At 33.6% G+C, this 20,536-nt stretch carries 19 protein-coding genes; 17 read left to right on the plus strand and 2 right to left on the minus strand.

Going from position 1 to position 20,536, the window contains the following annotated elements; all coding sequences use genetic code 11:
- Positions 1-176: 176 nt before the first annotated feature.
- Positions 177-1,172, minus strand: coding sequence for an AraC family transcriptional regulator (locus M2098_RS10280; protein ID WP_280684195.1), 996 nt, complete (start codon positions 1,170-1,172; stop codon positions 177-179).
- A 167-nt stretch (positions 1,173-1,339) separates the two neighbouring features.
- Here M2098_RS10280 and M2098_RS10285 point away from each other — a divergent pair, with 167 nt between their 5' ends.
- The 12 genes from M2098_RS10285 to rlmD all read left to right on the plus strand — a co-directional run bounded on the left by M2098_RS10285 (position 1,340) and on the right by rlmD (position 14,751).
- Entirely contained in the window at positions 1,340-2,734 is a 1,395-nt protein-coding gene (locus M2098_RS10285) for a PTS transporter subunit EIIC (RefSeq protein WP_280684198.1), read from the plus strand.
- A 6-nt stretch (positions 2,735-2,740) separates the two neighbouring features.
- Positions 2,741-4,201 carry a glycoside hydrolase family 1 protein gene (locus tag M2098_RS10290; protein ID WP_280684200.1) on the plus strand — a complete coding sequence of 487 codons (1,461 nt, stop codon included), beginning with the start codon at positions 2,741-2,743 and terminating at the stop codon, positions 4,199-4,201.
- A 160-nt stretch (positions 4,202-4,361) separates the two neighbouring features.
- Positions 4,362-5,381 carry an adenosine deaminase gene (add, locus tag M2098_RS10295; RefSeq protein ID WP_280684202.1) on the plus strand — a complete coding sequence of 340 codons (1,020 nt, stop codon included), beginning with the start codon at positions 4,362-4,364 and terminating at the stop codon, positions 5,379-5,381.
- Positions 5,382-5,445: 64 nt separating this feature from the next.
- Positions 5,446-6,453: a glycosyltransferase gene (locus M2098_RS10300; RefSeq protein ID WP_280684204.1), complete on the plus strand. Its 1,008-nt coding sequence runs from the start codon at positions 5,446-5,448 to the stop codon at positions 6,451-6,453.
- A 9-nt stretch (positions 6,454-6,462) separates the two neighbouring features.
- Positions 6,463-7,533 carry a lysylphosphatidylglycerol synthase transmembrane domain-containing protein gene (locus M2098_RS10305; RefSeq protein ID WP_134167540.1) on the plus strand — a complete coding sequence of 357 codons (1,071 nt, stop codon included), beginning with the start codon at positions 6,463-6,465 and terminating at the stop codon, positions 7,531-7,533.
- Positions 7,511-9,499 carry a RecX family transcriptional regulator gene (locus M2098_RS10310; RefSeq protein WP_280684206.1) on the plus strand — a complete coding sequence of 663 codons (1,989 nt, stop codon included), beginning with the start codon at positions 7,511-7,513 and terminating at the stop codon, positions 9,497-9,499. Before M2098_RS10305 ends, M2098_RS10310 begins: the two co-directional genes overlap by 23 nt.
- The gene (locus M2098_RS10315) at positions 9,486-10,436 is read left to right on the plus strand and encodes an HD domain-containing protein (protein ID WP_134167544.1); all 951 of its coding nucleotides are present in this window, start codon (positions 9,486-9,488) and stop codon (positions 10,434-10,436) included. The genes M2098_RS10310 and M2098_RS10315 overlap by 14 nt, the downstream gene beginning before the upstream one ends.
- A 54-nt stretch (positions 10,437-10,490) precedes the next feature.
- Positions 10,491-11,624 carry a glycerate kinase gene (locus M2098_RS10320; RefSeq protein ID WP_280684208.1) on the plus strand — a complete coding sequence of 378 codons (1,134 nt, stop codon included), beginning with the start codon at positions 10,491-10,493 and terminating at the stop codon, positions 11,622-11,624.
- On the plus strand, positions 11,621-12,067 hold the full coding sequence (locus M2098_RS10325; protein WP_134167548.1) for a hypothetical protein: 447 nt from the start codon (positions 11,621-11,623) through the stop codon (positions 12,065-12,067). Before M2098_RS10320 ends, M2098_RS10325 begins: the two co-directional genes overlap by 4 nt.
- Positions 12,068-12,174: 107 nt before the next feature.
- Positions 12,175-12,561 (plus strand): Inorganic pyrophosphatase, encoded by a 387-nt coding sequence (locus tag M2098_RS10330; RefSeq protein WP_134167724.1) that lies wholly within the window; start codon positions 12,175-12,177, stop codon positions 12,559-12,561.
- A 43-nt stretch (positions 12,562-12,604) separates the two neighbouring features.
- Entirely contained in the window at positions 12,605-13,438 is an 834-nt protein-coding gene (locus M2098_RS10335) for a YhjD/YihY/BrkB family envelope integrity protein (protein WP_280684209.1), read from the plus strand.
- Complete coding sequence (gene rlmD / locus M2098_RS10340; protein ID WP_280684210.1) at positions 13,435-14,751, plus strand: 23S rRNA (uracil(1939)-C(5))-methyltransferase RlmD; 1,317 nt, start codon at positions 13,435-13,437, stop codon at positions 14,749-14,751. The genes M2098_RS10335 and rlmD overlap by 4 nt, the downstream gene beginning before the upstream one ends.
- 273 nt (positions 14,752-15,024) lie before the next feature.
- On the opposite strand, the gene M2098_RS10345 is transcribed toward rlmD, so the two are convergent.
- On the minus strand, positions 15,025-16,794 hold the full coding sequence (locus tag M2098_RS10345; RefSeq protein WP_280684211.1) for an IS1634 family transposase: 1,770 nt from the start codon (positions 16,792-16,794) through the stop codon (positions 15,025-15,027).
- Positions 16,795-17,093: 299 nt separating this feature from the next.
- On the opposite strand from M2098_RS10345, the gene M2098_RS10350 reads away from it, so the two are divergent.
- The 5 genes from M2098_RS10350 to M2098_RS10370 all read left to right on the plus strand — a co-directional run bounded on the left by M2098_RS10350 (position 17,094) and on the right by M2098_RS10370 (position 20,478).
- A complete protein-coding gene (locus M2098_RS10350) occupies positions 17,094-17,432 on the plus strand; it encodes a metalloregulator ArsR/SmtB family transcription factor (protein WP_280684212.1) in 339 nt (112 codons plus the stop codon).
- Between the two features lie 36 nt (positions 17,433-17,468).
- Complete coding sequence (gene arsB, locus M2098_RS10355) at positions 17,469-18,527, plus strand: ACR3 family arsenite efflux transporter (protein WP_280684214.1); 1,059 nt, start codon at positions 17,469-17,471, stop codon at positions 18,525-18,527.
- A gap of 13 nt (positions 18,528-18,540) precedes the next feature.
- Positions 18,541-18,945 carry an arsenate reductase ArsC gene (locus M2098_RS10360; RefSeq protein ID WP_280684216.1) on the plus strand — a complete coding sequence of 135 codons (405 nt, stop codon included), beginning with the start codon at positions 18,541-18,543 and terminating at the stop codon, positions 18,943-18,945.
- A 103-nt stretch (positions 18,946-19,048) separates the two neighbouring features.
- Positions 19,049-19,537 (plus strand): Csac_0668 family 2Fe-2S cluster-binding (seleno)protein, encoded by a 489-nt coding sequence (locus M2098_RS10365; RefSeq protein WP_348521609.1) that lies wholly within the window; start codon positions 19,049-19,051, stop codon positions 19,535-19,537.
- 326 nt (positions 19,538-19,863) lie between these two features.
- Positions 19,864-20,478 carry a type IV toxin-antitoxin system AbiEi family antitoxin domain-containing protein gene (locus M2098_RS10370; RefSeq protein WP_280684220.1) on the plus strand — a complete coding sequence of 205 codons (615 nt, stop codon included), beginning with the start codon at positions 19,864-19,866 and terminating at the stop codon, positions 20,476-20,478.
- Positions 20,479-20,536: the final 58 nt, after the last annotated feature.

Below are 20,536 nucleotides of genomic sequence, written 5' to 3' on the forward strand. Positions count from 1 at the left end.
CCCAAAACTTCTTTAAAGGTCACATTGATGTGTGGTTATAAATGACCCATAGTTTTCTTAGAGCCATATCAAACCCAAGGTACTTTTAAATACTCAGTATTTGATGAACCTCCTTTTTTAATGAAAAAACCTGAGTTATCATTACTCAGGTCGATGTATAAAGATAAATATATGATCTAATATTCTTGCTTCAGGCGAAATTCATTTGGTGACAGTTGATATACTTCGCGAAATTTCTTGTAAAAGAAATTTAAATTGTTAATTCCAACGGAAGATGCAATTTCTTCAATGGTTTGGGTTGTGTTCATTAAAAAAACACACGCAGTTTTTAGTCTTTGATCCAACTGGATTTGCTTAAAAGTCTTTCCAGTTTTTTTGTGTATATAAGTTGATAGATATTTTGGGTGATAACCAAGTCTTTTTGATAAATCAATTAGTGATGCATCAACATAATTGTTTTCAATATAATGAAGGATATCAATTATATTTAGCGGAGATTGTTCTGATAGTTGAATGTAATGGTTCTGTGGATCCATTTGATAAAGACGAAGTAGCTCCATAAAAGTAATATTTAAATATGCGTTCATGATTTCTTTGCTATAAAGTTCATTTTGGAAATATTCCAGAAGTATTGATTCAAATAATGAAATAATCTTTGTAGAAGCATTTGTTCTAAATATAAGGTAATGATTATGTTTTTCATAGTTTGATAGTGCATTTACTATGAAGTTTGCAATAATACTTTGTTCTCCAATGTTGTTTATGACACCTTTGGAAAAGAAATCATTACTAATACTAATATTAATTACAATATCATTTTCTCCGGTTTTCATTTTGGAACGTACAACATCCTTATCAAATATGCAAACATCTCCTTTTTTTAAAGTTATATAGGTGTCATCAATAAGGTAGGTACATTCTCCAGAATAAATATAATTCATATTTATATTGGTGTGCGTATAAAATGGAACGAAAGTATAACGAGAGTCCTTTCTGATTAATATTTCTTGTTCCATTAATTTTGGAAGTGAAAAATTCAATACTTCCTTTCCGTTAATGAATGTTTTTTTCATTGATGTATATCTTGGAGAAAGTGCATTTGGATGCTCCAAATAATAGGTTTCTTGCTCTGTATGTGAATGTAACAATTTATCTAATTCTATTTTGTTCATATGAACCACCTTACCTTTTGACAGTACACAACGATATTTTTGATATTGTTGCAATTAATTTAACACTCTATAATGTGATTAAAGTTAACCTGTATATTGTTAACTTTATCAACAAATAGCTATTTGTACAACTTAAGAAATGATAGTAATTTTCAAAAGGAGAATGTATGAACTATAAAGAACTAGCAGAGATTGTTTTGCAAAATGTCGGTGGTAAAGAAAATGTTGAAGCCTTTACGCATTGTGCAACACGTTTGCGATTTAATTTGAAAGATGAAGAGAGATTTAAAGAGGAAGAATTGAAAAAATGCAATGGAGTTATGGGGACGGTAATTGCTGGTGGACAACATCAAGTAATCATAGGTACTGATGTTTCACATGTTTATGATGAATTAACAAAAGTATTAGAAGTTACTAAGGCTGGTGGAACAGAAAGTGTAGTGGAATCAACAGATCTAAAAAAACGTTTTGTATTTTCTGATGTTTTAGATACAATTTCTGGTATTTTCACACCAATTTTACCTGCAATCACTGGTGCAGCGATGATTAAGGTTTTATTGATTTTATTAACGATGACTGGGTTAATGAAAGAAGGAACACAAACGTATCAAATCCTAACATTCGTTGGAGATACACCATTTTACTTTTTGCCTATCATGTTATCTTATTCGGCTGCTGTAAAATTTAAAATGAATCCTATGATGGGGATGTTGCTTGGGTTAATGATGATTCATCCTACATACATGAGTATGGTGGATGCTGGTGAAGCAGTAAAACTGTTTGGATTTATGCCAGTGACTTTAGCAAAGTACACCAGTACGGTAATTCCTGTAATCATGGTTGTATGGGTTGGATCGTATGTTGAGAAATTCTCTGACAAGATCTCTCCAAAAGCAATTCGCTTCTTTTTAAAACCATTATTAACACTACTTATCATGATTCCGATTGCTTTTGTCATAATTGGGCCTTTAGGAACTATTATTGGAACATGGCTTGAAAGTGTATTAAATGTTATTCAAACGCAAGCACCATGGTCATTGCCTATTTTATTTGGAGTAGTTGCTCCAATTGTCATAATGTTAGGTATGCACTATGTGGTTACAATTCCATTAGTAATGACAGCGATTGCCGCAAATGGATTTGATATGTTAGGTGCAGGATTTTTAGTAGCCAATGTTGCTCAAGCTGGAGCAGCACTTGCTATTGCGACACTTGCAAAAAATGTTGATTTTAAAGCATTAGCAAGTTCAAGTGGAATCACTGCTTTGCTTGGAATTACAGAACCAGCAATATATGGAGTAAATTTAAAACTAAAAAAACCATTTTTATGTGCACTTATAGGTGGTGGAATTGGAGGGTTAATTTGTGGGATATTTGGTGTAAAACGCATCGTATTTGGTCCTACCGGTTTAACTACAATTCCAATATTTATTGATCCAAATAATAATATGAATTTTGTTTTTGCAATTGTAGGGGTAGTAGTTTCATTTGTTGTCGCATTTGCATTAAGTTATATTAGTGCGAAACGAAGTCAGGTAATAATGAGAGAAATTGGAGAGTAAGTAGAAATGAATATGAATCCAAAAAAGATTTTATGGGGTGGTGCTATTTCGTCATCGCAAGCAGAAGGCGCATGGAATATCGATGGTAAAGGATTAGACACACAAGATTTACGGTACTTTGATGCTGCTTGGGATAAAAAAACAAGGAATGAAAATCGTAATATAAATATGACATCAAATCGTTATTTAGATGCGTTGAAAAGTGATGAAGTTGAACACTATCCATTTCGGTGGGGAATTGATTTTTACAATCATTGGAAAGAAGATTTGGATTTGTTTGAAGAGATGGGACTACAAGTGTTTAGAACATCGATAAGTTGGGCACGCATATTTCCAAATGGGGATGATGAAAAACCTAATGAAAAAGGAATACAGTTTTACCGAGATTTATTTCTAGATTGTCAGAGACGTGGAATTAAAGTTTTCGCTACAATTTTACATTATGCAATGCCCGTAAATTTAATAGAAAAATATGGAGGTTGGAAGAATAGAGAAGTTATATATTTTTATGAAAAATATGCAACAGTTTTATTTGAACGACTTGGAGATGTTGTTGATTTTTGGTTGCCATTTAATGAAATTAACTGTAATAGATTTAATCCATATAATGGATGTTCTGTTATAAAAGACCAGGAACAGCATTATGATCAAGCAATATTTCAAGCTTCACATCATCAATTTATTGCAAATGCACTTGCGATAAAAGCATGTAAACGAATTCTACCTAATGCATTAATAGGTGGAATGATAGCAAGGTTTACAACGTATCCTGCAACATGTAAGCCGGAAGATGTTATGCAAAGTGTATTAGATGAAAACTATAAAAACTATTTCTATTTAGATGTAATGGTGCGAGGAAAATATCCATCATATTGTACAAGGATGTTTAAGGAACTTGATATAACGATTGAGATGAAAGAAGATGACGAAAAGATACTATCTGAAAACACTGTGAATTTTATTGCCTATTCATATTATATGTCGATGATTAGCAGTCAAGATCCAGATTATGAAACGACTAGTGGTAATTTGTTGAATGGATTGAAAAATCCATATTTAGAATCGAGTGAATGGGGATGGCAAATTGATCCAATCGGGTTACGAATTTCATTAAACGATATGTATGATCGTTATCAATTACCTATTTTCATTGCTGAAAATGGACTTGGTGCAAATGATGTTCTATTGAATGATGGCACTATTAATGATCAATATCGAATTGAGTATTTAGATGCACACTTTAATCAACTACAAGAAGCTATCGAAGATGGTGTTGAAATCTTGGGATATACAATGTGGGGTATCTTAGATATTGTGAGTTGTGGAACCATAGAAATGAGTAAGAGATATGGTGTGATTTATGTAGACCGTGATGATAGAGGTCGTGGAACAAACAAAAGATACAAGAAAAAAAGCTTTTATTGGTTTAAAGAATTTATTGAAAATAATAAAAGAAACAGAGTATAACTGATATTATCCCCCTTAGGTAGACAGTGCAAATATATAAAGCACTTTTAACCAAAGGGGTTTTATTATGGAAAGAAAAAATATGGAATCATTTGAATTAGATTGATTCAATACTCGAACTATACTATAATTAGCCATAAAATAACGAAAGGATATGTTTATGGATTTTAATACGATAATGAAAGCAGAATTGCACTGTCATTTAGATGGTTCAGTATCTGTAGAACTACTTGAACAACTCGCAAAAGAACAAGATCCATCTTTTGCCTTATCAAAAGAAGAAGTAGAGAACTTAGTTAGTGTGGATGATCAGTGTCCAGACTTAAAGACATATTTAGAAAAGTTTGATTTCATCTTGAAACACCTACAAAGTCAGGATGCATTAAAACGTGCAACCGTGGATGTACTAAGTCAAGGTGCTAAAGAAAATGTATGTTACATGGAACTGCGTTTTGCGCCAACCTTTCATTTGGAAAAAGGGCTGACAATCAAAAAAGCAATTCAAGCAGTATTGCAGGGAATGAAACAAGCAAAGCAACAATTAGGTATCGAAAGTAGTTTAATTGTTTGTTTGATGCGTCATGAAAGTAAGGAAACACATGACAAAGTCATTCAAGCAGTAAAAGAGATTCGTCGTCGACACAACGTTGCTATGGATTTGGCTGGAGATGAAAATGCCTTTCCAACCATTGGCTTTAGTGAACAAATCGAAAAGATGTATGCACTTAAAATTCCATTTACGTTACACGCAGGAGAAACAGGAAACGAAGTGAATGTCATGGATTCGATTGTATTAGGGGCAAAACGAATTGGCCATGGACTTGCAATGTCTTCATATGATGAGATAAAACGTTTTGCGCGCTCACAAAAAGTGATGGTAGAAATGTGTCCGACAAGTAACTTACAAACCAAAGCAATCGCTTCATTAAAAGAATATCCAATCAAAGAATTTATGAAAGATGAAATTCTAGTATCCATTAATACGGATAATCGCACGGTTTCTCATACCAACCTAACAAGAGAATTTGAGAAGTTAAATGAAGCATTTCCAATTGATGTAAACATGGCAAAGAAAATCACAATTGATACAATCGAAGCTGGATTTATGGATGAAAATACACGTGCACGTTTATTAGAAAAAGTACAACTTTCATATCAAAGTTTAGAACAGTCAGCGTAATGACTGTTTTTTTCTAGGGTTACGATTGTCAACATGGTATAATAGATAGGAAAATGGAGATTCTATGAGGATATTACTATATTTTGAAAATGAAAAAATGATTAAAACTAGTGGAATTGGTCGTGCAATGAAACATCAAATGGCTGCCCTTGAAAGTCAAGGTATTGACTATACAACGGACCCTACAGATGAAAATTATGACATTCTTCACGTAAACACATATATGATTAACTCTTCACGCTTAATTTCAAAAGCGAAAAAAGCAGGGAAGAAAGTAGTGGTTCATGCCCATAGTACAGAAGAGGATTTTCGTGACTCGTTTGTTTTAAGTAATCAAATTGCACCAATTTTTAAAAAGATTATTATGAATGTATATTCGCAAGGAGATTACATTCTTACACCAACCCCATATTCAAAACGAATCTTAGAAGGATACGGATTAACACAACCAATTGAAGCGGTAAGTAATGGAATTGACATTCACCGGTTTAACTATAATGAAGAAAAGGTAAAAGCATTCCGTAAATACTTCAGTTTAAAAGAAGATCAAAAAGTTGTAATTGGGGTAGGTCTATATTTCGATCGAAAAGGAATCTTAGATTTTGTGGAAGCCGCAAAACGTCTACCTGAATATACATTTATTTGGTTTGGATATACACCACTGTACACAGTACCAAAGCATATCCGTGAAGTGGTAAGTGAAAATGATATTCCAAACTTACTGTTCCCTGGATATGTAAAGGGACCAATTATTGAAGGTGCATATAGTGGTGCAAATGCTTTTTTCTTTCCTAGTAAGGAAGAAACCGAAGGGATTGTTGTGCTTGAAGCATTAGCAAGTTACCAAAATGTTATTGTTCGTGATATTCCAGTTTTTGATCCATGGTTAGTGGATAAAGAAAACTGCTATAAAGGAAATAGTGTAGAAGAATTTTGTGAGTTGATCACGGGTGTGGTAGAAGAAACGCTTCCATCCACAAAAGAAGCAGGTCGTCAAACTGCGCTGACACGAAGTATTCCAGAAATTGGAAAACAACTAGCTTTAGTCTATGAAAAAGTATTAATGAAATAATAGGTGCATATGAAAAAACAGAGTTATGCAATAAATTTCCTACTCATTTTAGGGTTAACTGCCTTTGGTTTGTGGTTTGCCTTAAAAGATCATTATCGAGAAGTACTAGGAATGTTAGCCAATCTTAGTATTGTTGCTATCATCGTAATTTTTATGTATGGTCTCTCGTATAATTTTATTATTGGGTGGATATATAAGATCATTGGAAAAACTTACAAACACAGCTATCGATATAAAGATGGACTTGCTGTGGCTTTTGTTGGGGCGTTTTTTAGCGGAATTACACCAAGTGCATCGGGTGGACAGTTTGCACAAGCTTACATCTTGAAACAACAAGGTCTAAAGATGAGTAGTGGCTTAAGTTTGTTGTGGATTGATTTTATTATTTATCAAAGTGTGATGGTTGCCTATACAACGGTATTAATGGTATTACGCTTTACGTATTATTTTACTGAGCAATCATCTTTTTTTATTTTGGTACTGATTGGATATTTGATCAATAGTGCAGTCATTGTTTTTCTTTATACAATGGCAAAGTTTCCCAAAGCGTATACACGTCTAAGTGGATTTGTGGTTCGTTTATTAGGTAAATTACACATCGTAAAACATCCAGAAGAAACACTTGCAAAGTGGAATGTTTCTTTGAATCAGTTCACTAAAGAAATTCAAGAAATTAAACATAAGAAAAAAATGGTAATTAAGTGTGTTGCATTAAATGTATTACGTTTAACACTGCTATATGCACTTCCATTATTTATTGCATATCTAATGAAATTAGATGTAAACATAGGCATGTTATTTGATGTCATCACGATGAGTGCATTTGTGATGATTGCCAATGCCTTTTTACCAGTGCCAGGGGCAAGTGGTGGAACAGAAGCAGCTTTTATTTTAATTTTCTCTACATTATTTAGTGGAGTTGAAGCAAATAGTATTATGATTTTATGGCGATTTGCGACATATCATTTAATTATGTTAGTTGGTGGTATGTGTTTCATTATTTTAAAACGCAAATACGATAAGCAAAAAGTAAGTGTAATCACGAAGGAGGATTATCATGAAAATAGCGATCTTTACTGATACATATACTCCGGATATCAATGGAGTTGTAAGTAGTGTTGTTACACTAAAAAAAGGATTGGAAGATTTAGGACATGAAGTGTATATCATCACTAGTCATAAGGGTTTTAGCTCTGATACAAGTGAAGATCATGTATATCGTTTACCTGGATTAGAAATCAAAAAACTATATGGATATAAACTTGGAACTCCATATAGTCGTGCCATTCGTGATGAAATCGCAGGATTGAACTTAGATGTCATTCACGTCCAACAAGAATTTACGGTTAGTGTATTTGGTCGAATTGTGGCACATCAACTACAAATTCCTGTGGTGTATACATACCACACGATGTATGAGGACTATACACACTACGTAAACCGTTTTAATTTAAAAAGTCTAGATGATGTAACCAAACGTTTATTATCAAGTGTCATCCGCTATTTGGGTGATTCTGTAGGTGCTGTAATTGCACCGAGTATGAAAACAGAAGAAGCGCTTCGTCGTTATGGGGTAAGTCGTCCAATTCATATTATTCCTACAGGTCTTGATCTTGAAGCATTCAAAAGAGAGAATGTGGATATGCAAGCGGTGCAACAATTAAAAGAAACCTATAAACTTGATGCAAACACAAAACTGATTTCGTATATTGGTCGTGTCGCACAAGAAAAAGATATCGATATCATCGTTGATGGATTTCAGTACGTAAGCGATCCAAATGTAAAAATGATGGTTGTTGGTGGTGGACCAAGTCTTGATGATTTAATCAAACAAGCAAAAAAACTAGGTATTGAAGACCGTATTATTTTTACAGATAAACAACCAAGTGAAATGATGCCAACATACTATGCCCTAGCAGATGCATTTGTCTCACCTTCGCTTAGTGAAACGCAAGGAATGACTTTTATTGAAGCACTTGCTGCAGGACTGCCAGTATTTGCTAGACACGATGAAGTGCTTGATGAACTTGTGTATGAAAATAAAACAGGTTTCTATTTTGAAGATGGTAAAGAGTTCGCTAAAAAAGTTGATGATTTCTTTAGTTTGCCAGTAGAAAAGCGTGTAGCATTTAAAGAAGCATGTCAAAAAGTTGTAGAAAAATATGATGTGGAACAATTCGCAAAACATGTAGAATCTGTATACAAAGAAGTGATACGTGATTATGAAGATAGTTACAGTATTGAAAATGTCAGAACAAGCGATGATTGTATGCGACTACGCTTAATCAATGAAAAAAGTCAGGATGAAGTAAACTTACTTGTATCACTTGATGATTATGTAACGTTCCAACTGCGTAAAGATGGATTCATTGAGTATTCATTATTCTTGATGTTGAAAAAGAAAGAAAAGTACTTACTTGCATACCGTGCTTGTTTACGTAAGATTCGGGTTAAAGATCGTACCCGTAAAGAAATGTATGACTTTTTGGTCAACGAAGAAGATCCTTTAGGTATTGATCAAATCAATCGCTTAGTTGAAACTTTAGAATCTAAAGGATATATTAACGATGAAGTGTATACATTAATGTACGTAGAGCGTTATGGAAGCAGCTTAAGTAAGAAGAAATTGATTCGTCAACTTCGTGCTAAGGGAATTCCTTATGAAATGATCGAGCAACATTTGCAAATGATTACCGAAGATGATGAACTTGCAAAAGCAAAAGTACTTGCACGTAAGTATCAAGATAGTATCCGTAACCGTTCTTTAAAAGAGAAAAAGGATATGATCAAAAACAAGTTAATCAAAAATGGATTTACGTTCACACAAGCAAATGAAGTCGTTGAAGAACTTGATTTTGATGAAGATGCTTTAAAGGAAAATGTTGCATTGAGTAATGCGTATGATAAAGCACATCGTACATATGCAAGAAAATTTAGTGATAAGGAACTCGTAAATCGAATCATTCAATATTTACTTAGAAAAGGATTCAATTACGATGATATACTTAGAGAATTAGAAAAGAGGGAATTGCATGGTTCTGAATAACAAACAAATTAAAGACTTACGCAGTGGAGATCGCGTTGAAATTAAACTGATGATTTTCCAAGTAAGTAAAGGAGTGACAAATAAAGGAGCACCTTATTTATCATTTCAACTACAAGATAGTACAGGAGACATGGATGCAAAGTACTGGAATGTAAGTGAACCAGAATTAGATAAATATAAAGCAGGGATGATCTGTAAATTTAAAGCAGATATCTTATTACACAACAATCAACTGCAAATTCGTATTGCGGCAATTGAAGTGTTGGATCAAAATACTGAAGATATCAGTAACTATGTTCGTTCATCAACATTTAGTAAGCAAGAATTGAAATATAAAGTACAAACGTATATCGATTCATTGAAAAATCCAGTATACCGTAAGGTTGTAAAAGGATTACTTGATGAATGTGAGGATGATTTCTATGTATATCCAGCAGCAAGTAAAAATCACCATAACTTTGTGGGAGGACTTGCAACACATGTACTTGGAATGTTAGAACTAGGAAAATATATGTGTTCACAATATCCTTTATTAGATGAAGATTTATTAATTAGCGGAATCTTAATGCATGATATTGGAAAGATTGTTGAATTAAGTGGACCGGTAATTATTGAATATACAACGGAAGGGAAATTGCTTGGACATATCTCAATTATGCAAGCAAAGATTTATGAAATTGCGCGTCGTCTTGAGTTAGACCAAACAGAGGAAGTGACGTTATTACGTCATATGGTATTAAGTCATCATGGTGCTTATGAATTTGGTTCTCCTGTATTGCCTATGATTCCAGAAGCTGAAATCTTAAATATGGTAGATAATATTGATGCGAAGATGAATACCATGGAAAAAGCACTAGATCGTGTCGAACCAGGAACTTTCACACCAAGAATCTTTGCGATGGAAAACCGTCAATTATACAAAGCAAAAAATAAATAATGAAAAATAAGTGAAGATGCATGACGCATCTTTTCTTTATGTTATAATGTTTTCATGAAAATTGTAGTCGCGATGGATTCCTTTAAAGGATGTATGAGTTCAAATCAAGCTAATGAAACCGTAAAGCATGCTATCCAAGCAATATCAAAACACCATGAAGTTAATTGCTTCACGATGGGTGATGGTGGCGAAGGTAGTGTGGATGCTTTTGTTAGTGCGTGTAATGGAGTGTATGTACATGTCCAAGCGCGTGATGCATACTTTCAAAATATCGATGCAAGTTATGGCTTAATTGATCAAGGTAAGACTGCAGTTATTGAAGTAGCAAGTGTCATCGGTTTAAATATGCGTGAGCGAAGTGAAAGAAAACCTTTATATACAACAAGTTATGGTGTTGGACAACTCATGCTTGATGCAAAAGGTCGAGGTGTAAAGAAAATTATTCTTGCCCTTGGTGGAAGTTCAACCAATGATGGTGGTATGGGAATGTTAACGGCTTTAGGTGCAAAGTTCTACAATGATAAACGCGAGTACTTAAAAAGTAGTGCAAAATCATTAGGACAAGTTGCACGTATTGATTTACGTAAGTTTGATGCACTCGAAGGGATTGAAGTTATTGCAGCCTGTGATGTAAAAAACACACTGGTTGGTGAACATGGAGCAACGTATACTTTTGGAAAACAAAAAGGATTATTTCCAAACCAGATCAAAAAGATCGATCGAGATATGACAAGCTATGCAAATGTTTGGCATAAACTTGGCTATGATATTTCAAGTTTTGAAGGAAGTGGAGCAGCTGGTGGTATTGGGGGTGCACTTGCACTAGTTCATGCCCATTTTGAAAGCGGCTTTCAACTATTACGAACGTATACAACTATCGACAAACAAATACAAGAAGCAGATCTTGTGATTACTGGTGAAGGCCAAAGTGATTATCAAACGATGTTTGGAAAAGTACCAGCAGGCGTTGTAGGTGTTGCTAATGAATACAATAAACCGTGCATCTGTGTCAGTGGTGCACTTGGTAAAGATTATGAAACATTATATGAACTTGGATTCATTGGTATTTATAGCACATCAGATCGTGCTATGAGTTTTGCAAGTGCACTTGCGCAAGCAAAAGAAAAGTTGTATTCTTGTGTTTATAGTATTATAAAAACCATAGATTATTGGGAGGCTAGAAAATGAAAAAATTAATCGCAATTCTTACTTGTACATTCCTTGTATTGAGTGGATGTTCATCAAGTAAAGATTATGAACGTGATACATCTCAAGGGAAACTTGAAGAAATTACTTTTGAACAGTTTAAAAATCATTCATTTGCTGAAGGCGATGCAATGGTGGTATTATCTCAAACAACATGTTCACACTGTAAAATCTATAAAGAAGATACAATTATTCCTTATTTATTGGAACACAATGTAACTGTATATGAGTTAAACTTCACAAATGAAGAAGATCCAAAAGGTGCTTGGGTTGAAGTTCAAGAAATGTTAGATGGTAAGTTTACTGGTACACCAGCAACGCTAATTGTGAACGGTGATGAATTAAAAGAAACGGTAACTGGTGAAGTAACGCTTGATGATTTTGATGATCTAGTTGTGGAATATCAACTGGATAAAAAGAAATAAATGAAAAAGTTTTCAAAAAGGATGAAAAAAATGTCAAAAATGTAACTATTGACATTTTTTTATGTTAGAATGTACGTATATTGTAAAAAAGGAAGAGCAAACGTATGATGAAAGAATTTGAAAATAGCGCTTTGTTTTGGCAAAAGTTAGATACAATTTATTTGTCAAGCAAACTTGTTGTACACCGTGCTAAAGACAGTGCACATCCAAAATACAGAAATCTAATTTACCCTGTAAATTATGGAATATTGGAAGATACTGGAGGCGATGGACTTCGCGAAATTCGTGTTTTTAAAGGAAGTATGTCAAAAGGAATTCAAGGAATTATAGTTGGAGCTGACATTCTTAAACGCGATTGTGAAGCAAAATTAGTCGTTGGTTGTACAGAAGAAGAAATCGAAGCGATCTTAATGATGTTAAATCAAACAGAACACCAAAAGACAGTTCTATTAAGACGTGGAAATGAAGTGCCAGAGTGGGCAAGTAACTCGTAGTTACAAGCCCTTTTTCTTTTGTTTGCTATGGTATAATAAACATATGAGAAATTTTATCAAAAAAAGTAGAAATGTATTGCTTGAATTTACGAGCTTCGAAGGAAGTCTTTTTCGTTATTCTCTTGCATTTAGTCTACTGTTAGCATTACTTCCAATTCTAATTGTTTTGGTAATGCTATTTAACCAAGGTGTATTAGATATTCAAGTTTTATTAAATTTCCTATATAGTTTTATTCCTGAAACATTTATTGAAGGATTTGTAGATTACATCATGGATCAAAACTATCCAAATATTAGTTCATTTATTGTCTCACTTGTTGTTGCTTTACATCTAGCAAGTCGCAGTGTTTACTCATTTATGTTAATCACTGCAGAGAAAGAAGAAATCAATCTACCTAAATTTATCATTCGTATCAAAGCATATATTGTCTTTTTAGGACTAATTGCAATTGTTGTTGGTGTGAGCTTTTTATCAGGAATCATTGGTTTTAGTAGTGGTTGGGTATCTTTTATGCTAATGGTGTTGTTGTTTTATATTTTGTATCGCGTACTAACTTTTGTAAAACATCCCATTCTATTTGGATTAGAAGGTGCGATTGCAACATCGATTGTGTTATTATTACTCAGTCGCTTATTTCAAACCATTATTGAATACTTTACTTCATACCAAAGTATTTATGGACCAATGGCAACTTTAATTATCAGTGTGATGGCGATTTATGTGCTATCAAGTGTGATCTATTTAGGGTATTGCATTAATTTGGTCTTTGGTGAGAGTTATGAAACGCAAGAATATAAACATCCAAAATTGTATGAGAGATTATTAAAAATTGAAGTACAAGTAAAATCAAAGATAAAAGGAATCGCAAAACGATGAAAACAACAATTAAGAAAATCGGTATTAACGGAGAAGGAATTGCCTTTGAAAAAAAGAAACCTATCTTTATTTCGTATACCCTACCTGAAGAGGTTATTGAATATCAAATCACAGAAAGAAAACCAAACTATAGCTTTGGAGAAGTAAAAAAAGTGCTGCATCCAAGTCCTTTTCGCGTACAACCAGAGTGTCGCAGTTTTAAGGAATGTGGAGCATGTACATTTATGCAAGTTGCATATCCTACACAATTGGAATACAAGAAAAAACTGCTACAAGAAACCTTAACGAAATATGCGAAGATTGATCCAAGTTTAGTTGATGATGTAATTGCTTCAACTAGTCCACTGCATTATCGAAATGCACTCAAACTTCCATTTGCAATGAAAAATGATAAATTGGTTATTGGAATGTATGGATCAAACTCCAATCGTTTTGTGCGAATTGATCATTGTATCATTCACCAAAAACGACTGGATGTGATTAAACGCGAGATTGTAAAAATACTTAATGTACATCACTATAAAGCGTATGAAAATGCAAATAAAGATGGATTGCGTTATTTAGTTATGCGTATATTAGAAAACAAAGTACAAGTAACGATCGTTGGCGGAAAAAATGATATTGCCAAAGATTGTATTGATCAAATCATGAATATTGAAGAAGTGGTTTCTTTATATTTTAGTGAAAATCGCACAAAGAAAACAACAAATATATTTGGTAAAGAGATGATCCATTTAGGTGGAGTAAAGTTCCTAAATTTCCATTTTAAAGATATCTATGCAACCTTATCACCACGTAGTTTCTTTCAATTAAATACAGCGCAAGCAAGTCGGTTATATGATGTTGTTGTAGATGCAGTTGCAGATAATCAAGAATGCATTGTTGAAGCGTATTGTGGTGTAGGAATGATGTCACTATTACTAGCAAATAAAGCAAAAAAAGTAATTGGAATCGAAAGTATTCCAGAAGCGATTCAAAATGCAAAACGTAATGCACAAAGAAATGATATTAAAAACACAAAATTTATGGTTGGAGATGCAGGTACAGAATTGATTAAATTATCAGCTAAGCAACCAATTGATACACTAGTAGTAGATCCACCACGTAGTGGGTTAGATGATGTAATGTTAGATTGTATTATGAAAAGTGATATTCAAAATATTGTCTATGTATCATGTAATCCTGCAACACTTGCAAAAAACCTCGCAGTATTGCAAGAAGCGTATGCTATTACAAAAATCACACCAGTTGATATGTTTAGTCAAACTGCACACGTTGAGACAGTTGTATTGATGTCAAGGGTTGAAAAGTAAAAGGCTTAAAAGTGTAGTAAATAAGGGGTTCTGGTTGTTTTGCTGATTTGCAGAATGGCAGAACCCTTTGTAAAATCGGTACTTTGTGGGAATATATCAACCGTAAAAAATGCGTATAGTTGAGTTGATAGAATTACTTTTGGGTAGGTTGTGGAGATAGGATTGTTGTAATTATATCTTGACTTTAGAAGTTAAAAAAGCATAAAAAATGGCTAAGCCCTTTATTCATAAGGTTTTAGCCGTTTTTAGTTTCACACTTTTTTGTAGTGTATTTTACTCTTTTTTACTAGTTGCTATAATATTTTTGATTTTTGCTAGTGTCATTCGATATTTTGATGTATCCAATCCAAATGTCTCATCTAATAAATCTATTACCTCATTGCGATTTAAACATTGATAAATATTCTCAGTTACCAAGGTGTAGTTAAAACTTCTAAGGCCTTCTATTAACTGTTGTGGTGAGTATTTTCGTTCAATCTCATGTTCAATCACACGTGTTAATAGTAATGATAAGAAACATGTGAAAAAGTGCGATTCAATATGATCATCTCTTGATACATGCGTTGGTCGAGATTCTAGTTCACTTTTTGTGATTTTAAATGACTCCTCGACTTTCCATAATCCACGATAAGTATTTAAGATTTCTATATCACTTAAATTCGTTTCACTAGTCACGATTGAATAATACCCATCATATTTCTCTTCTTCTTCAATCTTGTCATAATTTATATGACGCATAATGTTATCATTCTTCTTTTTTTGTAATAGTTCACCTGTCGATTGATCAATTACATTTTCTTCAATATAATTCATGCAACCATAGTTAGATGCTTGTGTATATTTTCCGCTTGATTCAATTAGACGCTGCGCCTTCTCAACGGATTCCAGTCTTTTCATTTTTTGTCTTTTTGCATACTTTGGACTATAGTATACTACTTGCTTTTGTTTGATTGTGACCTCATGGTTTCGTTTGCCGTTTTCTTCGATTTTAATTGTCTTTCCAATGATTCGAGACTTTATTTTAAATGCATCAATAACTTCATTCTCATCATCACCTGTAATTGTGTCGGAATGATCATTGTGAGTTATATATCCGTCTTCATCAAGAACCCAGTCACGATATTCTTGATCTGCTCCTCGAATACTTTGGCTATATATATAACCATCTCCTTTACCGTGTGTATAGAAAATGTTGTCACTTGTATTTAGTCCACGATCTGCAACCACAATAACTCTGCCTATATTGTAGTCAATTTTGCATCGATTGATTACAGGACGTAAGTTTACTTTTTCACTTTCGTTACCAGGGAAGAGATGGTATGCCATTGGTATCCCATTCGAATCCATCAATAATCCCATTTGAACGATTGGTGTTTTTCTGTGTTCCGTACTTGGACCTTTTTTTCGAATTCCTTTTTCTGAATCAATTTCAAAATAATAATTTGTGCAGTCAAAGAATGCATGTTCATTAGGTCTTCCATATTTTGCTTTTACACTTTCATGTAAATAAGCTTGTAGTTCATTACGTAATGGATAGAGTCGAGTTAATACATCGTAAATAGCATCTGAACTTGAAGCTAATTTCTCAAAATACATAGAAGATGATTTGAAAGTTGCGATTTTCGATTCCGGTTTTAAAATTCTTGAGAATACAAGCAAACGGATGACGTTATTGAAATTGTATTCAATCTTCGTATTTCGTTGTTTATTCTTGAAAAACTCAGGAAGCTTCAATGAAGAATAAACAGATTGTAGAAATACGTATCCTAAATTTTTAACTTGGCTTTGGTTAATGGGTGTGCGTTGATTCATATCTAAAGAGACAGGGATTGAATCCTGGTTGCTAGCTTTTGATTCTTCAGTTAAACGTTTAGCTTCAGCTTTGAAATGAGCGATAGGATCATCATAGAGTTTTTCCAGGTCATCAAGAAAACCAATACGTTTAATGTGTTTTTGTCTAGGTATTCCGTCTTTATCACGATAGCCTTCGTAATAAGCAAGAACGATACGACCAGCAGAGTTTTTATTTTTCTTAACGAACATAGAGAAACCTCCTAATATAGGTATATTATACCACATCACATAACAACACACAACACTTTAGTGTAAAAATATTGACAAAAAAACATCGAAATAAATCGATGAACAAAAGGTAAATGATGATTATGGTTGTTTTTTTGCTTCTAAACTCGGGAATAAAAGAAGTCGAGTAATCGGCTTCTTTCTCTCTATAGTAAATAATAAAAATGGATATTAGGGCTTTTATTTGAATATACTATGGTGTACAATATGTATGTATTCGCATAAGCAAATATACAAATATTAAGGAGAGGAGTATATAGGTGGAAAATATTGTTGACATGATGAAAGCTCTGTCAGACGAAACTAGATTGAGAATTATAAATTTACTTTATACTAAAGATCTTTGTGTCTGTGATATTGTTGAGACATTAGGCATAACACAGACTAAAGCATCAAGACACTTGAAATATTTAAAAAATGCAGGTCTTGTAGAGGACCGAAAACAAGCTCAGTGGGTGTACTATTCAGTTGTACGGAACACAAATAATAAGTTTTTAGATAGCCTTATACATGAAAATATTCGCTCAAAAGAATCGTTTAAATCTGACCTGAGCAATCTTGAGGCTTGGATTATAAGAAAAGATATAGAGTGTTATTAGTAGAGCTAAAAAAATATTCAGAAAGAAGGTAAATGTATGAGTAATGAAAAGACACAAGGAATAGGATTCTTTGAAAAATATCTAACTATATGGGTAGCATTATGCATGATTGCAGGTGTACTTATTGGTAAATTTTTGCCTGGAGTCCCTGCTTTTTTAGGCCGATTTGAATATGCAGAAGTATCTATCCCAATTGCTATTCTTATATGGCTTATGATTTACCCAATGATGCTAAAGGTTGATTTTCAAAGCATCAAGAATGTAGGTAAAAATCCTAAAGGACTTTTTGTCACATGGATAACTAACTGGTTGATAAAACCCTTTACCATGTTCGGTATTGCATGGCTGTTTTTCTATGTGATATTTAAAGCGTTTATCCCAGCTGAACTGGCAAAGGATTATCTTGCAGGAGCAATTCTTCTTGGGGCTGCTCCATGTACGGCGATGGTATTTGTATGGAGCCATTTGACAAAAGGAAATGCAGCTTATACTGTGGTGCAAGTGGCAACAAATGATCTTATTATTCTTGTAGCATTTACACCTATAGTTGCGTTTCTCTTGGGTGTTAGCGGTGTGGAGATTCCGTGGGATACCCTTATTCTTTCTGTAGTATTATTTGTTGTGATACCTTTAGCTGGTGGAGTAATTACTCGTAACTATATCACGAACAAGCAAGGGTTCGAATACTTTGAAAAGAGTTTTATACCGAAATTTGGAAATGTCACCATCATAGGTTTATTGCTGACTTTAGTAATTATTTTTTCATTTCAGGGCGATGTAATTCTGAATAATCCATTACACATTGTTTTAATTGCTATACCATTGATTATCCAGACTTTCCTAATATTCTTCATCGCTTATCTGGCAAGTAAAACTTTAAAGCTTCCACATAATGTAGCGGCTCCTGCTGGTATGATTGGTGCTTCAAACTTTTTTGAATTGTCTGTAGCTGTAGCTATTGCACTTTTCGGAACCCAAAGCCCGGTTGCATTAGCGACCATTGTAGGTGTACTTGTGGAAGTACCAGTCATGTTGATTTTGGTTAAAATAGCAAATAATACAAAGCACTGGTTTCCAAAGCCAGATACAAAATAAAGGAGGAAAAATTATGAGTGATACTAAAACAAAGGTAGCATTTATATGCGTCCATAACTCTTGTAGATCTCAAATAGCAGAATCTCTTGGTAAACACTTTGCGAGTGACGTATTTGAAAGTTATTCTGCTGGGACTGAAACCAAACCACAAATCAATCAAGATGCAGTTAGACTTATGAAAGAGATATATAATATAGATATGGAACTAACCCAACGTTCTAAGCTACTTGAAGATATTCCACCGGTAGATGTGGTTGTTACGATGGGCTGTAATGTAAATTGTCCTTATCTTCCATGTAAGCACCGCGAGGATTGGGGACTTGATGATCCTACCGGAAAGAGTGATGAAGAATTTAAAAAAGTAATATCTACAATAGAGACAAAGATTAAAGAGCTAAAAGAAAGACTAAAATCATAATGATTATAAACGCCAATTGCAAGTATAGTAATTAGCGTTTTAAAGGTTAGTATTGTCTAAAAATAGCTATTATTAATGCACATAATATGTAAGAAAGAATTGAATGGGAGGTCAAAATTTGAATAAATGCTGCTATGAAAGCTCAAGCAAATCTTCATGTGAGTTGGAAAATAAATTGTGTCCGGTTTGCGGAATCAAGGGTACTTATGTAAAAAATATTACAGTAAAACATATAGTAAGTGATGAGTTGATAGAACAAATTGGTGACTACGATTATTATTTATGTATGAATGAAGAATGTGATATTACTTACTATAATACGAAAGCTAATCTTAAGTTTAATAAACGACAGGTTAAATTTCCAATATGGTTTAAAAAAGATGCAAATCCTAAGTATGCATGCTATTGTAGTAGAGTTACGGAGGAACAAGTAATTGAGGCTGTAATTAAACACGGTGCAAAAACAGTAAAAGAAGTGAATGCTATAACAGGGGCTATGAAAGATTCTAATTGTAAGGAAAATAATCCACTGGGGTTATGTTGCCACAAAGTTATACAGGAAGCCATCGATAAGGCCTTAAAAATGAAATAATTCTTGTTGATATGTTTCCATCTACCGATAGTGTCAAAAATACCGTGGATATGTTTCCGCTTACCGACAATGCGAAAGACATTCATTCTATCCTCTCGAGCCATGTTGAGTGTGTGGTATCGATGACAAGGATTGAGAAATAAGAGGAAGAATACAGATAAACAGTCTTTGATTACTTTTGGAGGTTTGGAACTTAATGGTTCTAGCTTCGATGTAATTAAATAAACTTATTCTTTTTACAAAAATTAGTTCAAAATAGATTATCAACAAAACCTACTTTTGTGCTACAATGTATGTAGAAATATAGCATGAAAGTAGGTGGTTGTATGAATCAAGCAGAAAAAGTACTAAACATTGCCAACCAAAACAACGGTATAATTACCACTAGACAAGTTACAGAACTTGGAATCGGTCGATGGGTACTTCAAACATTGGAAAGATTGGGGAAAATATATCCTGTTCAAAGAGGGGTTTATGTTACTGAAAGTGGCTACGCAGATGACTTTTTTCTATTGCAAGAACGATATCCAAAAGGAATCTATTCTCATGAGACAGCACTCTACTTACTTGGGTTTTCTGATCGAGCACCGATTCAAATTACTATGGCCTTTGAACAAGGAACTTCAACAGTTCGAATGAAAGTGGATAATATCCGACCAGTTATGATTAGCAACAAGGATAAGTTTGAAGTTGGCGTGACATCCGTGCAAAGACCTGGCGGAACAGAAGTAACGGTTTATGAAATTGAACGTGTATTAGTGGACTTAATGAAACCGAAATATAATGCGGACTTAGAACAGGTAATTCCAGCGTTTAAGAGATATGCAGCTAGTAAGAAAAAGGATGTAAACAAATTATTTAGGTATGCTCGGATGTTTGGAGTTGAAGACAAAGTAAGAAGTTATATGATATTATCCCCCTTAGGTAGACAGTGCAAATAAATAAAGCACTTTTAACCTAAGGGGGTTTTATTATGGGAAGAAAAAATAAGTATTCATT

The sequence above is a fragment of the Breznakia sp. PFB1-19 genome (assembly GCF_029893935.1).
GTDB lineage: Bacteria > Bacillota_I > Bacilli_A > Erysipelotrichales > Erysipelotrichaceae > Breznakia > Breznakia blatticola.